Genomic DNA, 23,775 nt, shown 5'->3' on the forward strand with positions numbered 1-23,775 from the left:
CTATTTTCCGCCGTGTGAGCGTATGTCTACACATGACACGCGAAGAGCTTCAAACGGCGTCAAAACTGCTGAAAGACGCGGCCGAACAAACAACGGGCGACGTTCAAGAACGACTCTACGAACAGTCAGACCAGATAGCCGCCCTCGCCACCCGCGACCAAGGCCCCGACCACGGGCGACTCGACCGACACATGAACGTCCTGCACGACCTCGCGAACGAACTCGATGGTGACGTGAGCGAGAAAGTGGCCGAAGCACGCTCGCAACTCTTCGAATACCGAAAAGGTGTGCCGGGCGTCTGACACGTGTCGGACAAACCCCTTCGTTTCCACTGGAGAGTGTGGGGTTGTCAGGCATGGAGAGCGGAGAAACAGCGAGTCAGAAAAACAGTCAAGATTTTCTAGAGGTTTGAGAAGAGCGTCGAGTTGGCTGGCTTCTATCGTGTACCAGCGCCGTTCTGTTCGTTCCGAATACTGTTGCGAACGTAGCCGAGAAGGAAACCAACGGCCCCCAGCAGAAGGGCGATACCCGAGGCACTGACGAGAGGGTATGCGAGCCACGCGAGAGAGTCGGTTACCGCGACTGGGAGGAACAGATTGACCGTGAACGCGAGACTCGGGCCGAAAGCGAGCAACCAGCACCCGACGAGCGACCCTCCACGAGCGGCGTAATAGGCGACGTAAGCGACGATGACGAATACCGAGACGTTGACGATGAGCGATTGTACTGAAATCGGTGGTTCGAGGTTCCAGACACGAAGCCCAGTCAGCACCCCAAACGGAACGACGAACAGGAGTACCAAAATTCCCACAACCCACCACCGAGCGTCGTCTTTCACAGAGAGTGACTTGTATGCGAGACTAAGTGTTTTCGGGCGAGAGTTTCGCCTGCGGCTTTGTTGCTCACTCAGCAATCGCGTCCACCACTACCCGGTGAAGAATGCCAACCAATCCGCCGAGGAATAGCGCCAGTCCGAGGAGTAGAAACGGGAGTTCCACAATCGATTCGAACGGTTCGGGCAATCCAAGTCCAGAAAAAACAGACAGTAAGTGGCCTAAAACGACCCATCCAGCGATAACAGCACCGTATAGTTTGAGCAGTTCGGGATTCAGTGCGTATCGAAAGGAGTTGCCAGCGGGACCATCGAGCATGGTTGAGTCTCAAATTCGTATCAGATAGTTGTTGCGTTGGAGAACAGACGAAACTAGTGTACTGTACCGAAAGGCGAGCAGAGCGAGCTTTTCGGCCCTTTTTGGTCCAGATTTTTCGAGGAGGGTTCCTGGAGGGCAACGAAGTTGCCCGAGGAAACCCGACGATGAAAAAGGTGGGGGTCTAGCAGACGTTCTTCGGCTTGATACCCATTCCTTCCAGTGTCTCCACGTACTCGTCGTAGGCGGACTGAATCACCGCGTCGGCGGCGGTTCGGGCGAGGGCTTCGTCGTCTACCAGTTCATCCACTGCCTCTGCGAGCGCCTCCAACTGGTCTTGCAAATCCGATTTGAGCGTGCGGAAGGTGTTTGCGGACTTCGGGTCGGCGTCGCCGATGAAGAAGCCAACCATCTGTTCGGTCGCTTTGAGCGAGACGAGCACACGGGCGAGCGCGCCGCCGAGTCGTTCGTCGGTGGTCTCGAACTCGGCGAGGACGTCGTAGAGTTGGGGGGCATCGGATTCGTCGTCGGCATTCACAGTATCGAGGTGCGAGCGAGCAGTTTCGGCGATGTCCGCGAAGTGCGTGGCGGCATCCCCACTGGATTCGGCTGCAGTCCACTCGTCGAACAAGTTGGCCGCGGCAGATGCATCGGCGGCGGCGGCGGCGCGAACTGCATCGGCGTTCATGTCGCCTGCGGTGAGGGCGTAGAGTGCCTTCGAAGAGCCGAGTCGAGAGAGGGGCGTCTCGTGGTCGCCGCGGAGGGAATCGAGGAACGAAGTCATACGAAATGATACGCCAGTCTGCGGTTTGTACCCATCGGCGGCGGCGAGTTCTGGGGGGCGTCTCCGACGCGAGTCAAACCCATCTAAGATTGAGAATATAAACAATTATATCAGATAATAATGATGTGATTCTGTAACATGGCAAATATCATCAGGGCAGCAGCAGAGAGCAGTTCGAAGCTAGTCGAACGCTATCTTCCCGACGCGTTCCTCTTCGCTATTCTCCTGACCGGGGTGGCGTACGTATTGGCACTGTTTTTCGTTCCGGCGGCCGCCGGGACGGGGACGCTCGGCCACGCACAAAACCTGCTCGTAGACGGGTGGTACGGTGGCTTCTGGAACCTCCTATCGTTCGGGATGCAGATGACACTCATCTTGATGACGGGCTATGCGCTCGCGCAAACCGAGCCAGTCGATTGGGTGCTGACGAAACTCGCGGGCATTCCAAATAGCGAGAAGAGTGCCGCCGCGATGGTTCCCGTCGTCGCCGCCGTCGCGTCGTTCATCCACTGGGGTCTCGGCCTGGTCGTCGGCGCACTCTTCGCTCGCAAGATTGCAGACGAGATTCGCGGCATCGACTTCCCCATCGTCGTCGCCGGTGCGTACTCCGGGTTCGTCGTCTGGCACGGCGGCCTCGCCGGGTCGATTCCGCTTCTCTTGAACACTGACGGTAACTTCCTCATCGAGGCGGGCGTCCTCAGTTCGACGTTCGGAACCGGTGGCACCATCTTCACGGTGGCAAATCTCATCCTCTTCGTCGTCATCGCGTTCCTCTTCCTCCCAGCACTCTTCGCGCTGATGTACCCGAAGAGCGACTCGAAGAAGACGCCAATCGACCCCGCAGAGTTCGAGACGGCGACCGATGGCGGTTCGACCGCCTCGGCGACGCTTGGTGCTGATGCGACGCTCGCAACGCGTATCGAACACTCGGCGGCCGTCGCAATCGGCATCGGTCTCGCTGGTCTCGTCGCAGTCGCACTCTACTTCTGGAACGGAATCCAGAACGGTGTCATGCCGTGGAACAACCTCAACCTGAACATCGTCAACTTCGGCTTCCTCTTCCTCGGCCTCACGCTCCACGGAACACCCCGTGCCTACGTGGATTCGATTATGGAGGCCGTCGAGAACGTCTGGGGAATCATCCTCCAGTTCCCCTTCTACGCGGGTATCATGGGCATCATGGCCTACTCGCCAGAAGGCTCTGTGAGTCTCGCAACGCAGATTGCACAGGGAATGGTCGCCGTCGCTCCCGACGGCGCACTCCCCGCAATCGCGTTCTTCACTGCGGGCATCGTCAACGTGTTCGTCCCCTCCGGTGGCGGCGAGTGGGCAGTCATCGGCGAAACGCTCGTCACGGCCGCTAACGCATCTGGTGAATCCATCCCGCGAGTCGCCATGGCCGCAGCGTGGGGTGACGCGTGGACCAACATGATTCAGCCATTCTGGGCGATTCCGCTCCTCGCAATCAGTGGTCTCTCTGTCCGCGACATCATGGGCTACTGTGTGATGGTTCTCCTCGGCGTCGGTGTCATCGTCGCCGTCGGGATTACCGTCCTCCCGATGTAAAAATAGAAAATCGAACCGCGAAACTGCTTAGTTTCCTTTTTCGACCGGCGCGCCGACGAGGTTGCCCCACTCGGTCCACGACCCGTCGTAGTTGGTCACGTTGTCGTAGCCAAGGAGTTCGTGGAGTGCGAACCACGCAATCGACGAACGTTCGCCGATACGGCAGTAGGCGATGGTGGACTCGTCGCCTTCGATGCCTTCGGTGGCGTAGAGGTCACGAAGTTCGTCTGCGGTCTTGAAGGTGCCGTCGTCGTTGACCGTGGCGGCCCACGAGATGTTCGATGCACCGGGGACGTGGCCGCCGCGCTGGGCGGTCTCTTGGAGTCCCGGTGGTGCGAGAATCTCGCCGGAGAACTCTTCGGGCGAGCGAACGTCGACGAGCGGCAGGCCTTTGTCGACTGCCTTCTCCACGTCGTCGCGGTAGGCACGGATGTCCTCGAACGGACCTTTGGCCGAGTAGTCCTGTGCTGGGAACGACGGGGCTTCGGTCGTGGATGGATAGTCGTTGTCCACCCAGTAGTCGCGGCCGCCGTTCATCAGGCGAACGTCCTCGTGGCCGTAGTACTTGAACTGCCAGTAGGTGTAGGCAGCGAACCAGTTGGAGTTGTCGCCGTAGAGGACGACGGTGGAGTCCTCGCTGATACCGTGGGAGCCGAGGAGGTCCGCGAAGTCCTCCTTGGTCAGCACGTCACGAGTGGTCTGGTCCTGCAACTGGGACTCCCAGTTGAAGCCGATGGCACCGGGTGCGTGACTCTCGTCGTAGGCTTCGGTGTCAACGTCGACTTCGACGAGTCGATACGCCGGGTCATCACTCTGGAACTCGTCGAGGTGGGATTCCACCCAATCAGCGGAGACGAGTACGTCCTTTGCGTAATCGGAGCTTGACATACACAGAGAAGTAGCACAGCAAGTGGGATAACTCTCACAGCGACGGCATGTTCAGCCTCACCCCCGGTGATGCGGCAACTATCGCCCCGAAACGGTGCTGAATCGTGGCTGATATGCAACTGAAGACAGCCGAATGAAGCCGATTTGACGGCAATTGGGACACATGCGGCAATATATTCTGGTATCGCGCACACGTGGCGAGGGGTGCAGAGAGCCACGAGACTAAACCCTCGGAAGGAAAACGAATTCGCATGATAGACGTTGTTTCTTCGGACTGGCTCTCCGAGAACATCGACAGCGTTCGCGTCGTTGATGTCCGCGACGCGTGGGAATTCGACGGGATTGGCCACATTCCGGGTGCGGTGTCGGTTCCGTTCGACTCGTTCCGAAGCGCCGACGGCGACCTCGGGATGCTCCCCGGCCGCGACGTGTGGACCGACCTCCTCTCGGATGCTGGAATCTCTCCCGGCGACGACATCGTCGCCTACGACGACACCCACGGCGTCTTTGCGGCGCGGTTTCTCGTGACGGCGCTCCTGTACGGTCACGACTCCTCGAAGCTCCACTTACTCGATGGCGATTACAGTTCGTGGAACCGCGAGTTCGAAACGACGTCTTCGGCGAGCGAGATTCCGGATGCGACTTACGAGGTGACAGACGCGACAACCTCACCACTCATCGAATTCGAGGCGGTCGAAGCGGCGCTCGACGACGGTGAGACGGTCATCGTCGATACCCGCGACCCCGAAGAGTACGCAGCGGGCCACCTCCCGGGGGCGGTCAATCTCGATTGGCGGGAACTCGTCTCCGACGAGACGAGAGGCCTGAAAGCGCGCGACGAACTGGAGTCGATTCTCTCGACGAAAGGAATCGAACCCGAATCGCGGGTACTTCTCTACTGCAACACCGCTCGCCGAATCAGTCACACGTTCGTCGTCCTCTCACACCTCGGCTTCGAGGACGTGGCCTTCTACGAGGGAAGTCTCATCGAGTGGGAAGCACGCGATGGCGAGTTGGTCGAAGAATAATCGGGGCGGAATCGAGAACCGGGTGCGGAATCGAGAACCGGGTGCGGAATCGAGAAGTCGAAATTAAGAGTCGTTCGCCGTCCCATCAGGTGACTGCGAGGCGTTATCGTTCGGTATCTTTCCGTTCGTCGGCACCTCTGGTGCGTCCTCGACGTTGAGTTCTTCACTGAGGAGTGAGACCGCCTCGGCGAGCAGGGCAACCGCGAGCGGACCGGCGATAATGCCGACTGGACCGAGACTGAGCAGGCCGCCGACGAACCCGACGAAGTAGAGACTGCCCGGCAGGTCTGCGGTCTCCTTGGCGAGTCGCGGGCGAATGAGGATGTCTGGGAGCCACGCGACGAACACGCCACCGACGACGATAATCAGCCCAGCGGCGACGACATCGCCGACGGCGGCGTGATACACCGCAAGCCCGGCGAGGAGGAAACTTGGTCCTGCGATGGGAATAAACTGGAGAACAGCCGCGATAGTGGCGAGTGTGATAACGTAATCGTAGCCGAGTACCCAGAAGACCAGGATGGCGATGATGAACGTGCCGACGGCGGTTGCGGCCTGCAAGACGTAGATTGCGAACAGAGTCTCACGTGCGCGGGTGTTGAGCGAGGTGGCCGCGTGGTGGTATTCTTCGGGGACGAGCGCGAGGAGTGTTCGCCCGACCGAATCGCCGCTGAGAAGCAACGCGAACACCAGAAAACCGAACAGCGTGAGTTTGATGAGGATGACCGGGGCGGCGAATGCGGTGGTCCGAGCGACCGACCGAAGCAACGAGAATCCGACCGCAAACGCGTCGTCCAAGGTCAACTGATAGAAGAACCCGAACAGGTCGATAGAGAAACTGTCGGGGATAAAGGAGGCGAGCGCAACCAAATCGTTCAGTCGAAGAAAGAGAATCACGACGAGCGGTGAGAGGACGACGACGACGCCGATTCCTGCCGCGATAGTGGAGATGACGCTGGCAATCCACCGAGAGAGACCGCGTTCTTCGAGCCATCGGCGGAGCGGAATCAAGAGATAGGCGACCGTAATGGCGAAAAAGACCGTTGCGAGTACATCGACGAGAATGAACGCAACGAGGACCGACAACGCGAGTAAAAACCCTCCGAGCACGTACGGGCGACGATTCGTCATTCCTGTGACTACTGCATAGGAGGTGAAAGTCATTGTGTCACAGCGCCCACGTGTACGACCCCCAATATCACGCCGATTAAATATCACCAGGTGTAACAACTGAGTGATGAAACGACGCACTTTCCTCAAAGCCGCCGGTGCCGGTGGAGCCTCGGCGATGCTCGCAGGGTGTACCGGTGGTGGCGGAAGCCAACAAGAGACGACTACGACGGCCGAGTCGGGCGATTCGACCACGACAGCGAACGGAACGACTGTCGGCGGTGAGAGCCAAACGCTGACCGTTGGGACCTACGGTGCGTTCATCGACGCGCCGAGTTCGAGTCCTGGCGTGTGGCTAAAACAGGAGTTCGAATCCGAATTCGACGCGACGCTCGAATGGCAGACGCCCGACGCTGGCGTCAACTACTACATCGAGCGCGCGCTACGCGGCGTCGAGTCCGAGGCGGACGCGTACGTCGGCTTGGACGCCCAGATGCTCGTCCGAATCGACGAACGTCTCGACAGCGAACTGTTCGTCCCCACCGAAGACCTCTCGAACCTCGGCGACGTGAACGAAGAACTCGAATTCGACCCACAGGGACGCGCGATTCCATACGACACGGGCTACATCTCGCTCGTCTACGACGAGACGCAGGCAGAGTCCGGCACGTTCACCGCACCCGAGACGTTCGACGGCCTGCTCGACCCCGAGTTCGAAGGCGACCTGCTCTGTCAGAACCCGACCTCGTCGGCGACCGGGCAGGCGTTCTTGCTCCACACCATCGACGCGAAAGGCGAAGACGGCTACCTCGACTACTGGGCGGGCCTGAAGGACAACGGCGTTCGCGTCCTCGGCACGTGGGAAGACTCCTACACCGCCTATTCGAACGGCGAGGCCCCGATGGTCGTCTCGTATTCGACAGACCAAGTGTACGCCGAAGCATCGGGTGCCGACCTCGCAAAGCACCAGATTCGCTTCTTGAACGACCAGGGCTACGCGAATCCAGAGGGAATGGCACGGTTCGCCGACGCCGCGAATCCCGACCTCGCCGCCGAGTTCATGGACTTCATGCTCCGACCCGACGTGCAGGCCGAAATCGCGGTTCGCAACGTTCAGTTCCCAGCGACGACTACCGCCGAACTCCCCGAGGACTTCGCACAGTACGCCCAAGCGCCACCGGAAGCCGTTACGTTCTCCTACGGCCGCCTCAAGGAGAACCTAAGTGAGTGGACCGACGCGTGGGCCCAAGAGTTCGCCAGCAAGTAAGGTGACCGCCACCGTGCGCCGCCTCACCCGGCGTCTCGAAGAGCATCTGCTCTCGCTCGTCGCGGTCGCAACCGCCCTCGTCCTCCTTGTTCTCTTCTACTATCCCGTCGCAACGGTCTTCGCTGACGCAGTTCTCGTGGACGGCAATTTCACCCTCGACCCCATCATCGACATTCTCTCCAGCGAGTTTTATCGCAACGACATCATCTGGTTCACCGCCAAACAGGCGTTCTACTCGACAGTTGCGAGCGTCCTCCTCGGACTACCCGCCGCGTGGCTCTTCGCGCGGTTCGACTTTCCTGGCCGCGAGACACTCCGCTCGCTGACGATTCTCCCGTTCGTCATGCCCTCGATTATGGTCGCGACGGGCTTTGTCGCCACGTTCGGACAGAACGGGACGCTCAATCGGGCGCTCGCACTCCTTGGCCTACCGCCGGTCGAACTCCTGTTCACGCTCGAAGCCATCATCATCGCTCACGCGTTCTACAACGCCCCACTGGTCGCCCGCGTGACCACCGCTGCATGGGAGAGTGTCGATGCGCGCGCAGTCGAAACCGCTCGCGCGCTCGGTGCTGGTCGGTGGCGTGCCTTCGTCGATATCGTCTTGCCGCAGCTCCTCCCTTCGATTGCTGTCGGTGCGACACTGACGTTCATCTTCACGTTCGCGTCGTTCCCAATCGTTCTCGCCCTCGGGGGGTTTCAGTTGGCGACTATCGAGGTGTTCATCTTCTCGAAAGTTCGTGACCTCGCCTACGCCGACGCCGCCAGTCTCGCCGTCATCGAGACGGCAATTTCGCTGGGCTTGACTGCCGTCTATCTCCAATACGAAGCGAGTCAGCGTGCAGCGGGTGGAACCGCGAATCCACTGCCTCGACAGCGAATCATCCCGAGCGAGTGGACGCCGCGAGCGACAGTTCGAACCTTCGGAATCAGTGCGTACTCGGTCGTCGTGTTCCTCGTCTTCGTGGTCCCCATCGCCAGCATGGTTCTCGCCAGTTTCACCGGTGCAGACGGGACCTTCAGTCTCGAAAACTACGCCTTCTTGGTCGAACGTCAGTTGACCGGTGCAGAGTTCCAAGTCCGGCCGTTGCCTGCGATTTGGAACTCGCTCGTCTTCGCCGTCGGGACACTCGTCATCGCCGTCCCGATGGGCGTGACGATGGCCGTATTGACGACGCGTCGCTACCGCGGGCGAACCATCGTCGATGCCCTCGCGATGGCTCCCTTCGCCGTCTCGGGAATCGTCGTTGGATTGGGCCTGCTCAGAGGCCTCGTCTTCGGTATCGACGCTTTCGGCATGCGCATCCAGGTGACCGGCGCGCTCGCCATCGTCGCCGCCCACACGGTCAGCGCGTATCCGTTCGTGACGAGAAACGTCGCACCGCTACTGGCTCGTCTCGATGGCCGACTCGTAGAATCGGCCAGGAGTTTGGGTGCGACGCGAGCGCGCGCCCTCCGTGACGTGGAAATCCCGCTCGTCTGGACCGGCGTCGTCGCGGGCGCGGCCTTCGCCGTCGCCATCAGTATCGGCGAGTTCAACTCGACTATCATCCTCGCAGAAGGCGCACAGAGTTACACGATGCCCGTCGCTGTCGAGCGATTCCTCGGCAGACGACTCGGACCGGCGACGGCGATGGGGTGTGTACTTCTCTTCGTCACGTCGGTGAGCTTCGTCGTCGTGGACCGCTTCGGCGGGAGGTGGGGTGATTTATGAGGCGTGTGTCGAAACCAAGTCGTGTGATTTCGGGGAGTGCGGTTTGGGCGAGCGAGACGAATCTGGAGGGTCCACAGTGAGACTCGAACTCGAAGACGTCTCGAAGCAGTACGGCACTGCCACCGCGCTGGATTCAGTGTCGCTGACGGTCGAAGACGGTGAGTTCTTTACGCTCGTTGGCCCCTCGGGGTGCGGCAAGACGACCACACTCCGCTGTATCGCCGGATTCGAAGACCCGACCACGGGAACCGTCACGTTCGACGGCGAGTCGATGTCCGGTGTGCCACCCGAAGCACGAGGGGTCGGCGTCGTCTTCCAGAACTACGCGCTGTTCCCACACATGAGTGTCGGTGAGAACGTCGCCTACGGCCTTCGATTCACAGACCCGCCGGGTGGTGTCTCCCGCGACGAGCGTGTCTCTGAACTGCTCGAACTCGTCGATTTGGTGGGTTTCGAATCCCGCGAACCAGACTCCTTGTCTGGGGGCCAGCAACAGCGCGTCGCACTCGCTCGCGCGCTTGCTCCCGGTCCCGAACTCCTGCTCCTCGACGAACCCATGTCCGCGCTGGACGCTCGACTCCGCAAGCGACTTCGAAGGCAAGTAAAGCAAATCCAGTCCGAGTTGGGTGTTACAACCATCTACGTCACCCACGACCAGTCCGAGGCGCTCGCCGTCTCCGACCGTGTGGCCGTCCTCAACCGTGGACGCGTCGAACAAGTGGGCAACCCCCGCGAGGTGTATCGTCGCCCCCAAACACGGTTCGTCGCGTCGTTCATCGGCGAGAACAACGTCTTCGATGGAAGGGTGAAATCTCGACCGGAAACAGGGGGGTCGGTGGTCGAAGTTGACGAGGAGGAGTGGCGACTCGATGGCGTAGAAAAATCGCCCGGCGACGCCGTGACATTCTGTGTCAGACCCGAGCAGTTCGTCCTCGACGGCGGAGAGAATCAGTTACGAGGAACACTCATCGGAACCGAATTTCAGGGTGCGACGACACGGTTGACACTCGACTGGCAGGGACGAGAACTGACGGTTGCCGTCGCCGACGACGAGCGAACCACGTTCGAACACGGAAGCGAGTTGGTCGTCGGCTTCGACGCCGACGCGGTTCACGTCGTGGAGTGACGCGATAGAAGTCGATTTTCAGGGCGCGACGCCGACGGTGAGGAGCGTTCCGTAGGTGCGATACCGGTCTATCATATCCTGTCGCGTGTCCCAACTGTCGGTCGGGAATTCGCTCTCGTCGGGGATGTCGATATCCATGTCCGCAATCGAATCCTGTTCTGCGACGTAGAGACCGGCGTCGCGGAAGTGTTCTCGGTACTCCTCGTGGCTCCAGCGCGTCATCTCGATGGAGATGTTGTCCTGCCACTCGTGGGAGTGAACGTTCTCTTCGTAGTAGTTGACCGCACAGAAGAACGTGCCACCCGGCTTGAGGACGCGCGCGACTTCTTCGAGTGTGTGATGCGGGTCTGGAGCGTAGTAGAAGGCTTCCATCGACCAGACGTGGTCGATACTGTCGTCTTCGAACGGCAGGTCGTCGAAGTCGCCGACGACGAACTCGATGTCGTCGCTCTCGGTGTACTCGCGGGCGTTGTTCACCATCTCCGGAGAGCCATCGAGTCCGTAGCCGTGGCCGATATCTTTCGTGTCGTGGAGGGCGCGCAATGCGTAGCCGCTTCCAGTTCCGAGGTCGAGGACCACGTCACCGGGTTCGACCGGCATCCGGGCCAGCGCGTGCTTTGCGGTGTGCCAGTGTCGGTCTTCCATTCCTTTGTCGCGGCCGTCGGTCGCCCAATCGTCGAACTCGTCGCGAACGCTCATACCGGAGGCAGACACGCAGGCGACTAAACCAGTTCGAAGCAGAACGGTCTACGCGCGACGAAGCGGGCACTAATCGACCACCTCGGGCGGGTCATTTAATTAATCCCATCCCACAGACGGTGTATGGTTGGTGTCCGTCGCAGGTTTGCCCTCGAAGACTCTGCACAACAAATCGTTGGGGGCTTTCTGCTCGCCGGTCCGTTCGTCGTGACCGAGGAGGTGTGGGTACTCGCGCGGAGCATGTCCGTCTTCCAAGGACTCCTCACCGCGCTCATCGTCTTCGCCGTCGGTTACGGCGCACTCTACAAAGCAGACGACCGCGACCCCGACAAAGAGCGCGAGGTCGCGGGGATTCCACTGCGATTCATCTCACTCATCACCGTCTCCTACCTCTCTGTGTTCATCCTCGCGGTCGCCTTCGACGCGCCGGGAACCTTCCTCTCAGACGTCTCAGGTCGGGTTCTGTTCGAAGGTGCTGGTATCACCCTCGACCTCGCGGTGATTGCAATTACACTCAAAGCGACGAGCGTGGGCGCGGTGTTCAGTGTCATCGGTGCAGCAACCGCTGACTCGCTGTTCTAACCTCCCCGTGCGCTGGTCTACATCTGGTGAGACAATGCGACTGCATGACCCTGAAGCGTTAAGTTCGCGGGGTCAGTCCTTCGGGTATGGATTACGAGCTCGCCATCGAGACGACTCCTGACACAATTCCCGGCGGAACGGGAATCCTGCTCCTTCACCCGAGCATCGGCGAGACGGACCGTATCGACACGGATTTCTTCAAGGCCGACACCGACAACTTCCTCGTCATCTCGACGCGAACCACCGCGCGCGAAGTCGAGCAAAAGCTCGAATACTACGAAGTAGACGAGTCTCGCGCGACGATTCTCGACACACTCTCTATCGAGCGAGGCTACTCGCGCCGAAGCGCCGAAAACATCTACTACGTCGCCTCACCCGACGACCTCGACGCCATCGTCGAAAAGACCCGCAGGTTCCTCGAATCACACGACGGAAAGCTTCGACTCAGCGTCGATTCGGTCACCGAGATGGCCTACTACGCCGACGTTGACCGCGCGTTCGAAGCGACCAAGCAGATTCTCGAACTCCTCGAAGAGTTCGATGCGGTCGGTCTGTTCCACCTCTCGAACGAAGTTCACGACGAAGAGACACTGGACCGCTTCCGCGAACTCTTCACGGGTGTCGTCGAACTCGAAGAAGACGGAACTGTCACCAGCGAATTTTAGAAACAGTCGGGAAATCTTCCCTCAGTTCGACTCAGCATCCCGCCGAGCATCGTGCTTCTCGGCGAGTTGCTCGAACGTCTTCTCGGCCCAGCGAACCGCGTAGGCAGGGCCATATTCGAGGTACGCCTCCGTGTCGAGTGCCGAGAACGGCGCGGGAAGTTCCCGACCGTGCTTGATTGCCGAACAGGCGAACTCCGTCGCGTTCGGGAAGGAAGTCTCACCGAGTGCGACAGAGCGCGGGAGATCGGAGAGTCGCTCGTCCAGTCGCTCGCCCGTATCTTCCCACGTGTCGTAGAGTGCGTCGTACTCGCCGTCCCACGATTCGAACACGTCGCGGGTGTGGAGTCCAATCCAGCCTTCGAACAGCGCGAGGGCGATTTGATACACGTCGTTCGGACCGTGCGGAATCGCCGTCGTGAGGTCACGGTAGTGTTCGCCGAAGAAGGGCAGGAAGTGTTCCGGAACGTCCTCGAAACTGAGTTGGACGAACGCCTCGGCGACGAGGAAGTCCAAGAAATTCTGGGGCGTGGTCTTCGCACGATGCTTCAGAAACACCGTCGGTGGTGTCGTCTGTCGCGTCCAGACCACCGTCCCGTCGCCGGGCATGCCGATGGTGAAGTCCGAAGACACGTACGCCCCGAGGAGTTGCGGCACGTCGTCTGGTAACCACTCTGCGGGGTACGACGTCGGAGAGAGCGATTCGACGACGAGGCCGAGGTTCTCAGCGGCCGCCGGGGGAATCGTCTCGAAGTCGGTCTCCACGTCGAGGACGAGCGCGTCGGGTGCGTACTCCTCGCGGACGGCTTCGAGGTCCGTCGAAAGCGTGCGCGGTTCGAACATCTGGTTATGCGAGGCTCATTCCGACGAGAACGAGCGCGAGTAGTGCCGAGATGCCAACAGTGCCGAGTACGATTTTCGTCGCTTGGCTCATAGTGACACGATTAGAGTGGTGACGCTTAAACGCTTATAGTCCGCCGTCAGTGGAATTCTCCACCCGAAATGGAGGGGTCAGTAACGGAAAATAATACAAACCGAAGAATCTCGTCTCCGTTAGGGAATCAACTGCTCGCCGTCGTCGTCGATGATGCGGATGGCTTCGACGGGACAGACGCGGGCGGCGAACTTCGCGTCGAACTCGGCGTCTTCCGGAATCTCACGGACGAACACGTCTTCTTCGACTTCTTCTGCACCTTCGAGGTCGGCTTTGCCCGCGTCGAGGTTCTTTTGAAACGCATCCCACTCGTCCACGCACTGGAAGATACCGATGCACGTCTCACGGTCGTACTCGACTTTCATACCGCGTTCTTTTCTTGCGTCGTACATAGCCCTGCCGACGCGATGCGACTCCGTCACGCCGTTCACTCACTCTGTTCGTTCTGCAGGCGTTCTCGACTCCCACCCGGCACGCCTCGGGGGAACCCTGTCCGATGGTTTAAACCGCATCACTTTCCAAGCTATGCCAATGCGAACAGCGGACCTAACGGGCCTCCCCGAGGGGGTTTCCGACGCTCTCTACGAGGAGGGTATCGAGGAACTCTACCCCCCACAGGCCGAGGCCGTCGAGGCAGGATTAACCGACGGGCAGAGCCTCGTCGCCGCCGTCCCGACGGCGAGCGGAAAGACCCTCGTTGCGGAACTCGCCATGCTGTCGAGCGTCGCCCGCGGCGGGAAAGCACTCTACATCGTCCCCTTGCGGGCACTCGCTTCCGAAAAGAAAGCCGAGTTCGAACGCTGGGAAGAGTTTGGAATCACGGTCGGCGTCTCCACCGGTAACTACGAATCGACGAGCGAGTGGCTCTCGTCGCGCGATATCATCGTCGCCACGAGTGAGAAAGTGGACTCGCTCGTCCGCAACAACGCGTCGTGGATGGACGAACTCACCTGCGTCGTCTCCGACGAAGTTCATCTGGTCAACGACCGACATCGCGGGCCGACGCTCGAAGTGACGCTCGCCAAACTCCGACGCCTGAATCCCAGTCTCCAAGTCGTCGCTCTCTCTGCGACCGTCGGCAACGCGGGCGAAGTGGCCGATTGGCTCGATGCGACGCTCGTCCAATCCGACTGGCGACCAATCGACCTGAAGATGGGCGTCCACTTCGGCAACGCCATCATGTTCGACGACGGGACACAGAAGGAGGTTCCGGTCGCCAAAGGTGACCGGCAGGCACCCGCACTCGTCGCAGACGCACTGGACGGCGACGACGACGACGACCAAGGTTCCTCGCTCGTCTTCGTCAACTCCCGACGAAACGCAGAGTCCGCAGCGCGCCGCATGGCAGGCGTCACGGACGAGTACATCACGGGTGTCGAACGCGGTGAACTCGCCGAGCTCGCCGCCGAGATTCGAGACGTTTCAGATACCGAAACCTCCGACAACCTCGCAAATGCCGTCGCCAAGGGTGCGGCGTTCCACCACGCTGGACTCGCCGCAGAACACCGGACCCTGGTCGAAGATGCGTTCCGCGACAGACTCATCAAGTGCATCTGTGCGACACCGACCCTCGCCGCGGGTGTCAACACTCCGAGTCGGCGCGTCATCGTCCGCGACTGGCAACGCTACGACGGGGACTACGGCGGAATGAAGCCATTAGAGGTTCTCGAGGTTCACCAGATGATGGGTCGCGCCGGACGCCCCGGACTCGACCCCTACGGCGAGGCCGTCCTGCTCGCCAACGACATGGACACCCGCGACGAGCTATTCGAACGGTACATCTGGGCCGACGCCGAAGACGTGTACTCAAAACTCGCGGCCGAACCCGCGCTTCGAACACACCTGCTCGCCACGGTCGCCTCCGGATTCGCCCACACCCGCGAAGGTCTGCTCGAATTCCTCGACCAAACCCTGTATGCGACCCAGACCGACGACCCGGCGCGATTAGAGCAAGTCACGGACCGCGTTCTCGATTATTTGGAGGTCAACGGCTTCATCGAGTTCGATGGCCAGACGATTCGCGCAACTGCCATCGGTCACACCGTCTCGCGTCTCTACCTCGACCCGATGAGCGCCGCCGAAATCATCGACGGACTCGAATGGGCCTCGAAGAATCGGAACAAGAAATTGCGCGAGTTGGAGGGTGAAGTCGAATCCCAGCCCAAACAACAGCAGGAGCCGGGTGGTTTCCAGCGCGCCAGCGAGATGGCCACGTCAGAAGACGACGAACCCATCGAAACCGACCGCACCTATCCGACCGCGCTCGGCCTGTTCCATCTGGTCTGCCGAACACCCGACATGTACCAGTTGTACCTGAAATCGGGTGACAAAGAGACCTACACCGAGTTGTGCTACGAGCGCGAACCCGAACTGCTCGGGAGAGTTCCCTCCGAGTACGAAGACGTCGCGTTCGAAGACTGGCTCTCGGCGCTCAAGACGGCCAAACTCCTCGAAGACTGGACGCTCGAAGTGGACGAGGACCGCATCACCGACCGCTACGGTGTCGGCCCGGGCGACATTCGTGGCAAGGTCGAAACCGCCCAGTGGTTGCTCGGGGCGGCCGAACGCCTCGCCAGCGAGTTAGACCTCGATTCGGCACTCGCGGTCAGAGAGGCGAAAAAGCGCGTCGAGTACGGCGTCCGCGACGAACTGCTCGACCTCGCGGGGATTCGCGGCGTCGGTCGAAAACGCGCGCGACGGCTCTACGAGGCGGGTATCGAGACGCGTGCAGACCTTCGAGAAGCCTCGAAAGCCCACGTCCTCGCCGCGCTTCGAGGCCGCCGGAAGACAGCCGAAAACATTCTCGAAGCAGCGGGGCGAAAGAACCCCTCGATGGACGACGTAGACGAATCTGACGCTCCCGAAGACGCGGTTCCGGAAGACTCTGGATTCGAGACGGCTAAAGACCGGGCAGACCAACAGGCCAGTCTGGGTGATTTCGAATGAGACTCGTCGAAGGAAATGTGACGATTACCGACCTCGATTCGTTCATCGAAACGTTGGGGTCGGTCGCCGAGGAGACAGACACCACGATTCAGGCGTTCGACGCGCGATTCGTCGTGAGTCGAAAACACCTCGAACGAGCGATGGAACTCGCAGACAGAGCCATCTCGCGCGGGAACGAAATCGCCCGCGACAGAGCAGTCGAAATCTTGCTCTATGCGAGCGGTCGCCGACAAATCAACCGCGCGTTCGAGATGGGGGTCGGTGAAGGCGAGCGGTCGGTCGTGATTTTGGTCGATGGCGACGACGAGAACGAGGCAGAGCGGACACTGTTCGAACGTCTCGATATCGAGGCAGACGACACACTCGGCTACTACGACGAATCACTCGTCCGCGACTTCTTCGATATCGGCGACGAGGAACTCACACTTGTCGATAGAGACCTCGAGAGTCTCGTTATCGAGCGCGTGGCACTGCTTACGGTTGACCGGTAGCGACACTGTTCCACGCGAAACGTTCCCCTTCGAATTGTCTGACAGACCCCTTTGTTTCAACTGGAGAATAGGAGACGGCGCTGCCTCGGTGTGTAGAAAGTTAAAATAGTTCCACCAGGATTCGAACCTGGGTCGTCGCCCCCAGAAGGCGACAGGATTGGCCACTACCCCATGGAACTTCGCACCCATTCGTAGTCAGTGGGTATTTGTAAACGTTGCGTGTCGCCGCGGGCGTGCGACGACGTGGCAGAAAAGGGACGGACGTGTACAAACCACCAGCTATTTGCCCCTGTTCTATCCAACTTCGTGTATGTACGTCGGACGATTCGTCGTCATCGGCCCCGGAATCGGTGGGTATCGTGTCTCCTCTCGGTCGTTCCCGAACCGTCAGGTCACAGCGCGCGACGGAATGCTGACCGTCGGCCCAACCCCCGACGCTCCGGAAACGGACAACCCATACATCGCCTACAACTGCGTCCGCGAAGGCGGCGATTACGTCGCCGTCGGCAACGGGTCGCAAGTAGACCCAATCGCGGAGAAACTCGACCTCGGTTACCCGCCACGTGACGCGCTTGCAACGAGTCTGCTCGCGCTCGATTACGAGAAAGACGACTACAACACGCCGCGCATCGCGGGCGTCGTCGGCGACGACGAAGCCTACATCGCCATCGTCCGCAAGGACGCCCTCATCGTGGAAGCCGTCTCCGAACCCACGCTGGTCGCAACCTACGAAGAAGACGACCCGCGAGCCTTCGACCTCGACAGCGACGAAGCAGCCGAACTCGCAGCAGAACTCTACGACCACGAGTTCGAACACGCCGTGTGTGCCGCGGCCGTCACCGTCGGCGACGACGTGGATATCGCGTTCTACAACGGCGAATAATCACAGCGACCAGCACTGGCCTTTTTCAGCGGTGCGAGTGTATGTGAACCATGCGCATCGGCGTGATTTCCGACGTTCACGGAAATCTGCCAGCACTCGAAGCAGTGTTAGCCGATATGCCCTCGGTGGACCGGGTGGTCTGTGCGGGCGACGTTGTGGGTTACAATCCATGGCCCGACGAGTGCATCGCCCTCCTCACCGAGCGCGATATCCCAAGCGTCTCCGGAAATCACGACCGAGCGGTCGTCTCGGGAACGCCGTTTCGATTCAATTCGATGGCGAGAGAAGGCGTCTCGTTCGCCCAGAAAAACATCAGTGCAGCGTCGAAAGCGTGGCTCGCCTCCTTGCCGAACTCACGCACCTGCTGTGACGAGCGCGTTCGTATCGTCCACGGCCACCCCGAGAATCCAGACCGCTACACCTACCCCGACGACTTCTCGGCGTCGCTCCTCGGCGACGAAGACGTACTCGTGATGGGACACACGCACGTCCAAGCCCACGCAGTGTACGACGAGGGCATCGTCCTCAATCCGGGGAGCGTCGGCCAACCGCGCGATGGCGACCCCGAAGCGGCCTACGCCGTCGTCGATTTGGATGGAAAGGCGGTCGAGGAACGCCGCATCGCCTACGATATCGACCGCGTCGTCTCGCGGATTCACGCCGTTGGCCTTCCGTCGAAACTCGCCAGTCGGCTGTATAGCGGGTATTGAGAAGAAAACAGAGTAACGAGGGGTGAGGAGGGCGAAGAAGGCAGGGAGGGCAAAAAGACGGACGTTAGTTCGAGACGGGCTGCAACTTCGCCGAGAAGTGTCGAAGCTCTTTCATCGGCGGTTCCTCGACGATTTCGAGGCCGGTGTACTCGTCAGCGTGTTCGAGGACTGCCTCGGCCGTGTCAGCGATGTGTTCGAGGTGTTCGTAGCTGTAGGTTCGGCGCGGGAGTGCGAGACGGACGAGGTCCGGGCGGTCGGTTCCGGGGAACGCAAACCCACCGAGTTCGACGCCGCGAACGCCGCCTTCGAGATAGAGCGCGCAGACGAGTTCTTGGCCGGGATACTGTTCTTTCGGGATGTGCGGGAAGATTTCGCTGGCATCGAGATAGACGGCGTGGCCACCCGTCGGCAGGTAGACCGGTACGTCGCGCTCGGAGAGCAAGTCACCCAGTTCGGCGACTTGGCCGACGCGCTCTTCCACGTAGGGGGGCGTGACTGCTTCGCGCAGGCCGACGGCCATCGCGTCGATGTCGCGGCCGGAGAGGCCACCGTAGGTCGAAAAGCCCTCGTAGAGAATTGCGCGCTGTTTCGCGTGTTCGTAGACCATCTCGTCGCGCATCGCGGTGAACCCGCCGATGTTGACGAGTGCGTCTTTCTTGCCGGACATGGTAATCGCGTCCGCGTGGGCGAACTGCTCACGGGCGATGTCTGCGATGCTCACGTCTTCGTAGCCCGGTTCGCGCTCTTTGATGAAGTGTGCGTTCTCGGCGAAGCGGCAGGCGTCGATGACGAACATCGCATCGATGTCGTTGGCGAACTCCGCGACGGCTTCGATGTTAGCCATCGAGACCGGTTGCCCGGCGACCGAGTTGTTCGTAATCGTCAGCGCGACGACGGGGATGGCGTCTTCGCCGACTTCTTCGACGAGTGCCCAGCCTGCGTCGATATCGAAGTTACCTTTGAACGGTTCGGTTGAATCCGGGTCGCGGGCAGCGGGCGAGGGGCAGTCGATTGGGTCTGCGCCCTGATTGACGATGTGCGCACGGGTCGTATCGAAGTGCGAGTTGTTCGGGACGACATCGCCTTCTTCGAGGAGGGTTCCGTAGAGGACGTTCTCAGCGCCACGGCCCTGGTGGGTCGGGATGACGTACTCGAAGCTCATCACGTCGCGGACGGATTCGGCGAGACGGTGGAACGACTCGCTACCGGCGTAGGCTTCGTCGCCGCGAATCATCGCCGCCCACTGGTCTGCCGACATCGTTCCCGTCCCAGAGTCCGTCAACAGGTCGATAAACACGTCTCGCGAGTCGAGGTTGAACGCGTTGTATCCCGCCTCTTCGAGCGCCGCTTCTCGCTCCTCACGAGAGGGAAGCCGAATCGGCTCGACCATCTTTGCCTTGTATGAGCGCATACCTGAAACACGTCGGAAGATGTGAAGTAGTATGACGGTTTAAAATCGGGCGACTGCGTTCGATTTTCGGCGTTCGTGAACGAGACTGTGCATCAGTGCAAGTGTAGAAAATCGAACGGTGAGCCGACGAAATCGTAACTCGGTTGAGACGACTCACGTCGCTGCCCATGTCTGTACACCGAGCAAATGTGGTGGGGTGGTCAGTCCCGATTAGAACTGCTCTTGGATGATTTGCAGTGTCTCTTCGCGGTCGTCCCACGCGCAGAAGATTGCAACCGACGTTGCCGAGGTAATCACGTCGTGGATGTTGATGCCCGCATCAGAGATTGGCTGGACGATATCGAGGACGACGCCCGGGCGGTTGGGGAGTTCGCCACCCGTGACGCGAATGACGGCGATGTCGTCGTCCACGGTGACCGACGAGAGTGCCTCGTCGGCGATGACTCGGTCGTGGAGGACTGCTTCGGCGCGGTTGGCGTCGTCTTCATCGACGTAGAGCGTAATCGAGTCCATTCCCGAGGCGACCGAATCCACGTTGATAGATTCGTCACGCAGGGCGACAGAGAGGTCCGCGAGGATGCCCGGTCGGTTGCGAATCGCTCGGCCTGCGACCGTGAGACACGCGAGGGGTTCTTCCTGCATGTCGATGAGGTTCTTGAACTGGCCTTCGATGAGCGTCCCGCCAGTGAGTAGGTCGCCGTGTTGGTAGTGGACGACCCGAACGTCGAGGTGGTCGTCCTTGTAGGAGAGCGCCGAGGGAGCGACGACTTCCGCACCGCGGAAGGAGAGATTCCGAAGTTCGTCAACGGTGATGCGACCGACGTTTCGAGCACCTTCGACGACGCGTGGGTCACCCGTCATGACGCCTTCGACGTCGGTGACGATGACGACTTCGTCGGCGTCCATGTATTTGCCGAGCATGACGGCGGTGGTGTCAGAACCACCGCGGCCGAGCGTCGTAATCTCGCCTTCGAGGTTTTGTGCGAGGAATCCCGTGATGACGGGGACGACGCCGTCGAGGCCGTCGGCGAGTTTCGCGGCGCGTGCCTGCGTCGCTTCGACATCGACTTCGCCGAGGTCGTTCGTGATGACCGGCCACTCGTCCGAACCGGGTTCGACGAAGAGCGCATCGACACCGCGTGCGTTGAGTGCGGCTTTGAGCATGCGAACACTGGTTCGTTCGCCCATCGAGACGATTTCTGCTCGGTCGCGGTCGTCGGCTTCGAACTTGATTTCCTCGAGGAGGTCGTCGGTCGTCGACCCCATCGCGGATGCGACGACGGCGATTTCGTGGCCCGCTTCGACAGCGGCGGCAATCGAATCTGCCGCGCGGTTAATTCGGTCACCACTCCCGAGAGAGGTGCCGCCGAACTTGGCGACTACGCGCATGGTCCCTCCGAGCGCGCTCGTCGTAGCGTCTGTTGGTGCTCAATCATGCGATTGGCTAACGCGGCGGGACGTATAACTATGTCCTCTTTTTCAACGGTTGCCACCTTCCGTGAATTCGACAGACAGAGCGGCGATTTTGTGGAGTTTTTGGGCGGAGGTTTATACCCGAAGGAGGGGAATTATCGACTATGGATGTGCGAGACGCCGTCGAAACGGATGCAGACAAGCTTGCGGCCCTTGCAGACGCGCCGACGGCCGCGATGCGACGACTCATCCGCGAGCGGACGGTTCGCGTTGCGACCGACGACCTCGGTGCGGACCCGAACGTCGATGCGCCCTCCGCCTCGGAACCGATTCACGGCTTCGTCGGCTTCGACGTTCGCGACGGTGTCGTCCACGTCACTCGACTCGATGGGACCGAAACTGCCGTCGAGCGACTGCTCGAAGAACCGCTCGGTTTCGCCGCCACAGAGAGCTTTCCAGTCGAGATATTACTCGTCGAATCCGAAGCCAATCTCGCTGACACCGTCGAACAAGCGGGCTTCGAGCGTCTCGGGTACGGCCCGCGCTTCGACGGCGAACAGACGGTACTCTATCGGTTAGACGAAACGGCCGAGTGAGAAACCGAAGTAGAGGCGACGGGCCCAGAGGCAACGACTGCAACGGCGACGACGCGCCGGATTTAGCTGAACTTACGAACGGTCATACTGAGCGTGTCGAGGTCGACGATGGGCGCGTAGCCCGAGTCGGGGTTGATGTTGACGGACTTCTGGAAGTCAGTCTGTGACTGCCAACATCCCGAGTTGACCGCGAGGACGTTGTGGTACTTCCCCCAGCCGAGTTTGTGGACGTGGCCGGTGTGGAAGATGTCGGGGACTTCCTCCATCACGAGGTAGTCTTGTTCTTCGGGTGCGAGACGAGTGTGGCCACCGAACTGTGGGGCGACGTGTCGCTTTTTCAGGAGTTGGTACATCGCCTTGTGCGGTTCGTCGTAACTCGCCTTCTCGGCGGGCAGTTCGGCGATAACTTCGTCCAGCGAGACGCCGTGGTACATGAGGATGTTGACGCCTTCGAGGTTGACCATCGCCGGGTTGCTCACGATTCGAGGGTCGTGAGCCGACATGATGTCCCGAAGGTTCTCGTCGAATCCGGGCTGTGGTTCGGCGAGGCGAACCGCGTCGTGGTTGCCCGGAATCATCACGATATCGAGGTCACCCGGAACCTGCTTGAGGTGTTCGGAGAAGGCCTCGTACTGCTCGTAGATGTCGATAATCGTTAGTTCCTTGTCCTGATTCGGGTAGACGCCGACACCTTCGACCATATCGCCCGCGATGAGCAGGTACTCGACGTGTTCTGCCTCTTCGGTGTGGAGCCAGTTCGCAAACTCGTTCCACGCGTCTTCCATGAACTCCTGGCTGCCAACGTGAACGTCCGAGATGAGTGCGGCCTGCACGTGGCGGTCGGCCGTGTTCGGTCGGTGACCACGAGGTACGTCGGGGAAGTGGAGCGAATCGACGAACAGAATGCCTGCGTCGCTGGAGAGCGTTCCCTGCACGGCGATACACTCGTCCATGAGGAGTTCGTTCACGGCATCCGCGGTGTCGCGGTCTTTCATCACGAGACACGGGAACGTCCCCGTCGTGTCTTCGAGTTCGATGAGCCAGTGGCCGCTCTTGGTGGAGCGAACGTCGTTGACGAGCCCAATCAACTCGGCTTCCTCACCGCCGGACATATTGGAAATCGCCTTCGCGGGGCGATGGTTGACCCGACCGCGAAGCATCTTCGAGAGCTTCTCGTAGCGGTCGCGGAACACCTTCACGAAGTCGTCGTACTCGCCGGTTCCGGTCGATTCGCCCGTCATGTCGTTGGCGATAGCGAGCGAGCGAAGCGAGAAGTCTGGATTCCGGCCAGACCACGACCCCCCTGTTTCGGATGGAGATGTAGATTCAGGAACATCCGGGCTAGCGGGCGATGTTGCAGGCGAAACGGGGGGGTGTGAATCGGTGTCGTGACCGGATATCTTCCGGTGGGCCGACGAGGTTTTCTCGTCGTCACTCGCAGTCTCTGACCCCGACGGGTCCGAGACGGGTGCAGACGCGAGCACCTCACGAACGTGGACAGCAGTGATGCGGAGCGCGTCGTCGGGCGTCGATTCGACGACCTGTGCGAGCGTGAGCCCGGGGTCGTCAGAACCGGCGATGAGTGTCACGGCCTCGCGTTCTGCGTTGTAGCCGCGACTCACGAGTGCCCGAACGATGCGCGCCGGCGTCTCCAAAGGCACACCGCCGAGTGGGTGAAGCGACGCCAAAAGGGTGCCGAAACCCAGAACGTTGAAACCCGGTCCGGCTAAACGGTGGATGATGAGTGCTGACGATGGGCGTCCGCCGAGCAATACGCCCTCCAGTAATCGCGACTCTACGTCTCCGCCCGCTACGAG

General features: G+C 60.5%; 24 protein-coding genes and 1 tRNA gene. 13 read left to right on the top strand and 12 right to left on the bottom strand.

Going from position 1 to position 23,775, the window contains the following annotated elements:
• The first annotated feature begins 32 nt into the window (after positions 1 to 32).
• Complete coding sequence (locus tag ACK509_RS08800) at positions 33 to 302, top strand: hypothetical protein (RefSeq protein WP_410766103.1); 270 nt, start codon at positions 33 to 35, stop codon at positions 300 to 302.
• A 134-nt stretch (positions 303 to 436) separates the two neighbouring features.
• Here ACK509_RS08800 and ACK509_RS08805 read toward each other — a convergent pair whose 3' ends face one another.
• The 3 genes from ACK509_RS08805 to ACK509_RS08815 all read right to left on the bottom strand — a co-directional run bounded on the left by ACK509_RS08805 (position 437) and on the right by ACK509_RS08815 (position 1,932).
• Complete coding sequence (locus tag ACK509_RS08805; protein WP_410766104.1) at positions 437 to 838, bottom strand: hypothetical protein; 402 nt, start codon at positions 836 to 838, stop codon at positions 437 to 439.
• A 64-nt stretch (positions 839 to 902) separates the two neighbouring features.
• Positions 903 to 1,151: a hypothetical protein gene (locus tag ACK509_RS08810; protein WP_410766105.1), complete on the bottom strand. Its 249-nt coding sequence runs from the start codon at positions 1,149 to 1,151 to the stop codon at positions 903 to 905.
• 181 nt (positions 1,152 to 1,332) lie between these two features.
• Positions 1,333 to 1,932 (bottom strand): transcription antitermination protein, encoded by a 600-nt coding sequence (locus ACK509_RS08815; RefSeq protein WP_410766106.1) that lies wholly within the window; start codon positions 1,930 to 1,932, stop codon positions 1,333 to 1,335.
• Positions 1,933 to 2,070: 138 nt separating this feature from the next.
• Between ACK509_RS08815 and ACK509_RS08820 the strand changes: the two genes are divergently transcribed.
• A complete protein-coding gene (locus tag ACK509_RS08820) occupies positions 2,071 to 3,498 on the top strand; it encodes a short-chain fatty acid transporter (protein ID WP_410766107.1) in 1,428 nt (475 codons plus the stop codon).
• 27 nt (positions 3,499 to 3,525) lie between these two features.
• On the opposite strand, the gene ACK509_RS08825 is transcribed toward ACK509_RS08820, so the two are convergent.
• Positions 3,526 to 4,386 (bottom strand): sulfurtransferase, encoded by an 861-nt coding sequence (locus tag ACK509_RS08825; RefSeq protein ID WP_410766108.1) that lies wholly within the window; start codon positions 4,384 to 4,386, stop codon positions 3,526 to 3,528.
• Positions 4,387 to 4,637: 251 nt separating this feature from the next.
• Here ACK509_RS08825 and ACK509_RS08830 point away from each other — a divergent pair, with 251 nt between their 5' ends.
• Positions 4,638 to 5,414, top strand: a complete 777-nt coding sequence (locus ACK509_RS08830) for a sulfurtransferase (RefSeq protein ID WP_410766110.1) — start codon at positions 4,638 to 4,640, stop codon at positions 5,412 to 5,414.
• A gap of 63 nt (positions 5,415 to 5,477) precedes the next feature.
• Here the strand turns inward: ACK509_RS08830 and ACK509_RS08835 are convergent, their stop codons facing one another.
• A complete protein-coding gene (locus ACK509_RS08835; RefSeq protein WP_410766111.1) occupies positions 5,478 to 6,545 on the bottom strand; it encodes an AI-2E family transporter in 1,068 nt (355 codons plus the stop codon).
• A gap of 106 nt (positions 6,546 to 6,651) precedes the next feature.
• Here ACK509_RS08835 and ACK509_RS08840 point away from each other — a divergent pair, with 106 nt between their 5' ends.
• The 3 genes from ACK509_RS08840 to ACK509_RS08850 all read left to right on the top strand — a co-directional run bounded on the left by ACK509_RS08840 (position 6,652) and on the right by ACK509_RS08850 (position 10,631).
• Positions 6,652 to 7,791 (top strand): thiamine ABC transporter substrate binding subunit, encoded by a 1,140-nt coding sequence (locus ACK509_RS08840; RefSeq protein ID WP_410766112.1) that lies wholly within the window; start codon positions 6,652 to 6,654, stop codon positions 7,789 to 7,791.
• A gap of 1 nt (position 7,792) precedes the next feature.
• The gene (locus ACK509_RS08845) at positions 7,793 to 9,505 is read left to right on the top strand and encodes an ABC transporter permease (RefSeq protein WP_410766113.1); all 1,713 of its coding nucleotides are present in this window, start codon (positions 7,793 to 7,795) and stop codon (positions 9,503 to 9,505) included.
• Positions 9,506 to 9,581: 76 nt separating this feature from the next.
• The gene (locus tag ACK509_RS08850) at positions 9,582 to 10,631 is read left to right on the top strand and encodes an ABC transporter ATP-binding protein (protein ID WP_410766114.1); all 1,050 of its coding nucleotides are present in this window, start codon (positions 9,582 to 9,584) and stop codon (positions 10,629 to 10,631) included.
• An 18-nt stretch (positions 10,632 to 10,649) separates the two neighbouring features.
• Here ACK509_RS08850 and ACK509_RS08855 read toward each other — a convergent pair whose 3' ends face one another.
• Positions 10,650 to 11,330: a class I SAM-dependent methyltransferase gene (locus ACK509_RS08855; protein ID WP_410766115.1), complete on the bottom strand. Its 681-nt coding sequence runs from the start codon at positions 11,328 to 11,330 to the stop codon at positions 10,650 to 10,652.
• 123 nt (positions 11,331 to 11,453) lie between these two features.
• Between ACK509_RS08855 and ACK509_RS08860 the strand changes: the two genes are divergently transcribed.
• Both ACK509_RS08860 and ACK509_RS08865 read left to right on the top strand, forming a co-directional pair.
• Positions 11,454 to 11,912 carry a DUF2391 family protein gene (locus ACK509_RS08860; protein WP_410766116.1) on the top strand — a complete coding sequence of 153 codons (459 nt, stop codon included), beginning with the start codon at positions 11,454 to 11,456 and terminating at the stop codon, positions 11,910 to 11,912.
• 86 nt (positions 11,913 to 11,998) lie between these two features.
• The gene (locus ACK509_RS08865) at positions 11,999 to 12,577 is read left to right on the top strand and encodes a hypothetical protein (RefSeq protein WP_410766117.1); all 579 of its coding nucleotides are present in this window, start codon (positions 11,999 to 12,001) and stop codon (positions 12,575 to 12,577) included.
• A gap of 21 nt (positions 12,578 to 12,598) precedes the next feature.
• Here the strand turns inward: ACK509_RS08865 and ACK509_RS08870 are convergent, their stop codons facing one another.
• Both ACK509_RS08870 and ACK509_RS08875 read right to left on the bottom strand, forming a co-directional pair.
• Complete coding sequence (locus ACK509_RS08870) at positions 12,599 to 13,417, bottom strand: hypothetical protein (protein WP_410766118.1); 819 nt, start codon at positions 13,415 to 13,417, stop codon at positions 12,599 to 12,601.
• Between the two features lie 210 nt (positions 13,418 to 13,627).
• Positions 13,628 to 13,873 (bottom strand): ferredoxin, encoded by a 246-nt coding sequence (locus ACK509_RS08875; RefSeq protein ID WP_410766119.1) that lies wholly within the window; start codon positions 13,871 to 13,873, stop codon positions 13,628 to 13,630.
• A 166-nt stretch (positions 13,874 to 14,039) separates the two neighbouring features.
• Between ACK509_RS08875 and ACK509_RS08880 the strand changes: the two genes are divergently transcribed.
• Entirely contained in the window at positions 14,040 to 16,454 is a 2,415-nt protein-coding gene (locus tag ACK509_RS08880; protein ID WP_410766120.1) for an ATP-dependent DNA helicase, read from the top strand.
• Positions 16,451 to 16,945, top strand: coding sequence for a KEOPS complex subunit Cgi121 (gene cgi121 / locus ACK509_RS08885; protein ID WP_410766121.1), 495 nt, complete (start codon positions 16,451 to 16,453; stop codon positions 16,943 to 16,945). The genes ACK509_RS08880 and cgi121 overlap by 4 nt, the downstream gene beginning before the upstream one ends.
• Before the next feature lie 106 nt (positions 16,946 to 17,051).
• Here cgi121 and ACK509_RS08890 read toward each other — a convergent pair.
• Positions 17,052 to 17,124 (bottom strand) — tRNA-Gln (locus ACK509_RS08890).
• Between the two features lie 131 nt (positions 17,125 to 17,255).
• Here ACK509_RS08890 and ACK509_RS08895 point away from each other — a divergent pair.
• Positions 17,256 to 17,828 carry an IMP cyclohydrolase gene (locus ACK509_RS08895; RefSeq protein WP_410766122.1) on the top strand — a complete coding sequence of 191 codons (573 nt, stop codon included), beginning with the start codon at positions 17,256 to 17,258 and terminating at the stop codon, positions 17,826 to 17,828.
• 50 nt (positions 17,829 to 17,878) lie between these two features.
• Positions 17,879 to 18,538 (top strand): metallophosphoesterase family protein, encoded by a 660-nt coding sequence (locus ACK509_RS08900; RefSeq protein WP_410766123.1) that lies wholly within the window; start codon positions 17,879 to 17,881, stop codon positions 18,536 to 18,538.
• A 64-nt stretch (positions 18,539 to 18,602) separates the two neighbouring features.
• Here ACK509_RS08900 and ACK509_RS08905 read toward each other — a convergent pair whose 3' ends face one another.
• The gene (locus ACK509_RS08905) at positions 18,603 to 19,949 is read right to left on the bottom strand and encodes a tryptophanase (protein ID WP_410766124.1); all 1,347 of its coding nucleotides are present in this window, start codon (positions 19,947 to 19,949) and stop codon (positions 18,603 to 18,605) included.
• A gap of 210 nt (positions 19,950 to 20,159) precedes the next feature.
• Positions 20,160 to 21,338, bottom strand: a complete 1,179-nt coding sequence (locus tag ACK509_RS08910) for an aspartate kinase (RefSeq protein WP_410766125.1) — start codon at positions 21,336 to 21,338, stop codon at positions 20,160 to 20,162.
• Positions 21,339 to 21,526: 188 nt separating this feature from the next.
• On the opposite strand from ACK509_RS08910, the gene ACK509_RS08915 reads away from it, so the two are divergent.
• Positions 21,527 to 21,958, top strand: coding sequence for a hypothetical protein (locus tag ACK509_RS08915; protein WP_410766126.1), 432 nt, complete (start codon positions 21,527 to 21,529; stop codon positions 21,956 to 21,958).
• A 62-nt stretch (positions 21,959 to 22,020) separates the two neighbouring features.
• On the opposite strand, the gene ACK509_RS08920 is transcribed toward ACK509_RS08915, so the two are convergent.
• Positions 22,021 to 23,619, bottom strand: a complete 1,599-nt coding sequence (locus ACK509_RS08920; RefSeq protein WP_410766127.1) for a DNA-directed DNA polymerase II small subunit — start codon at positions 23,617 to 23,619, stop codon at positions 22,021 to 22,023.
• Positions 23,620 to 23,775 lie beyond the last annotated feature (156 nt).

The sequence above is a fragment of the Haloferax sp. DFSO60 genome, from assembly GCF_046557615.1.
Taxonomy (GTDB): domain Archaea; phylum Halobacteriota; class Halobacteria; order Halobacteriales; family Haloferacaceae; genus Haloferax.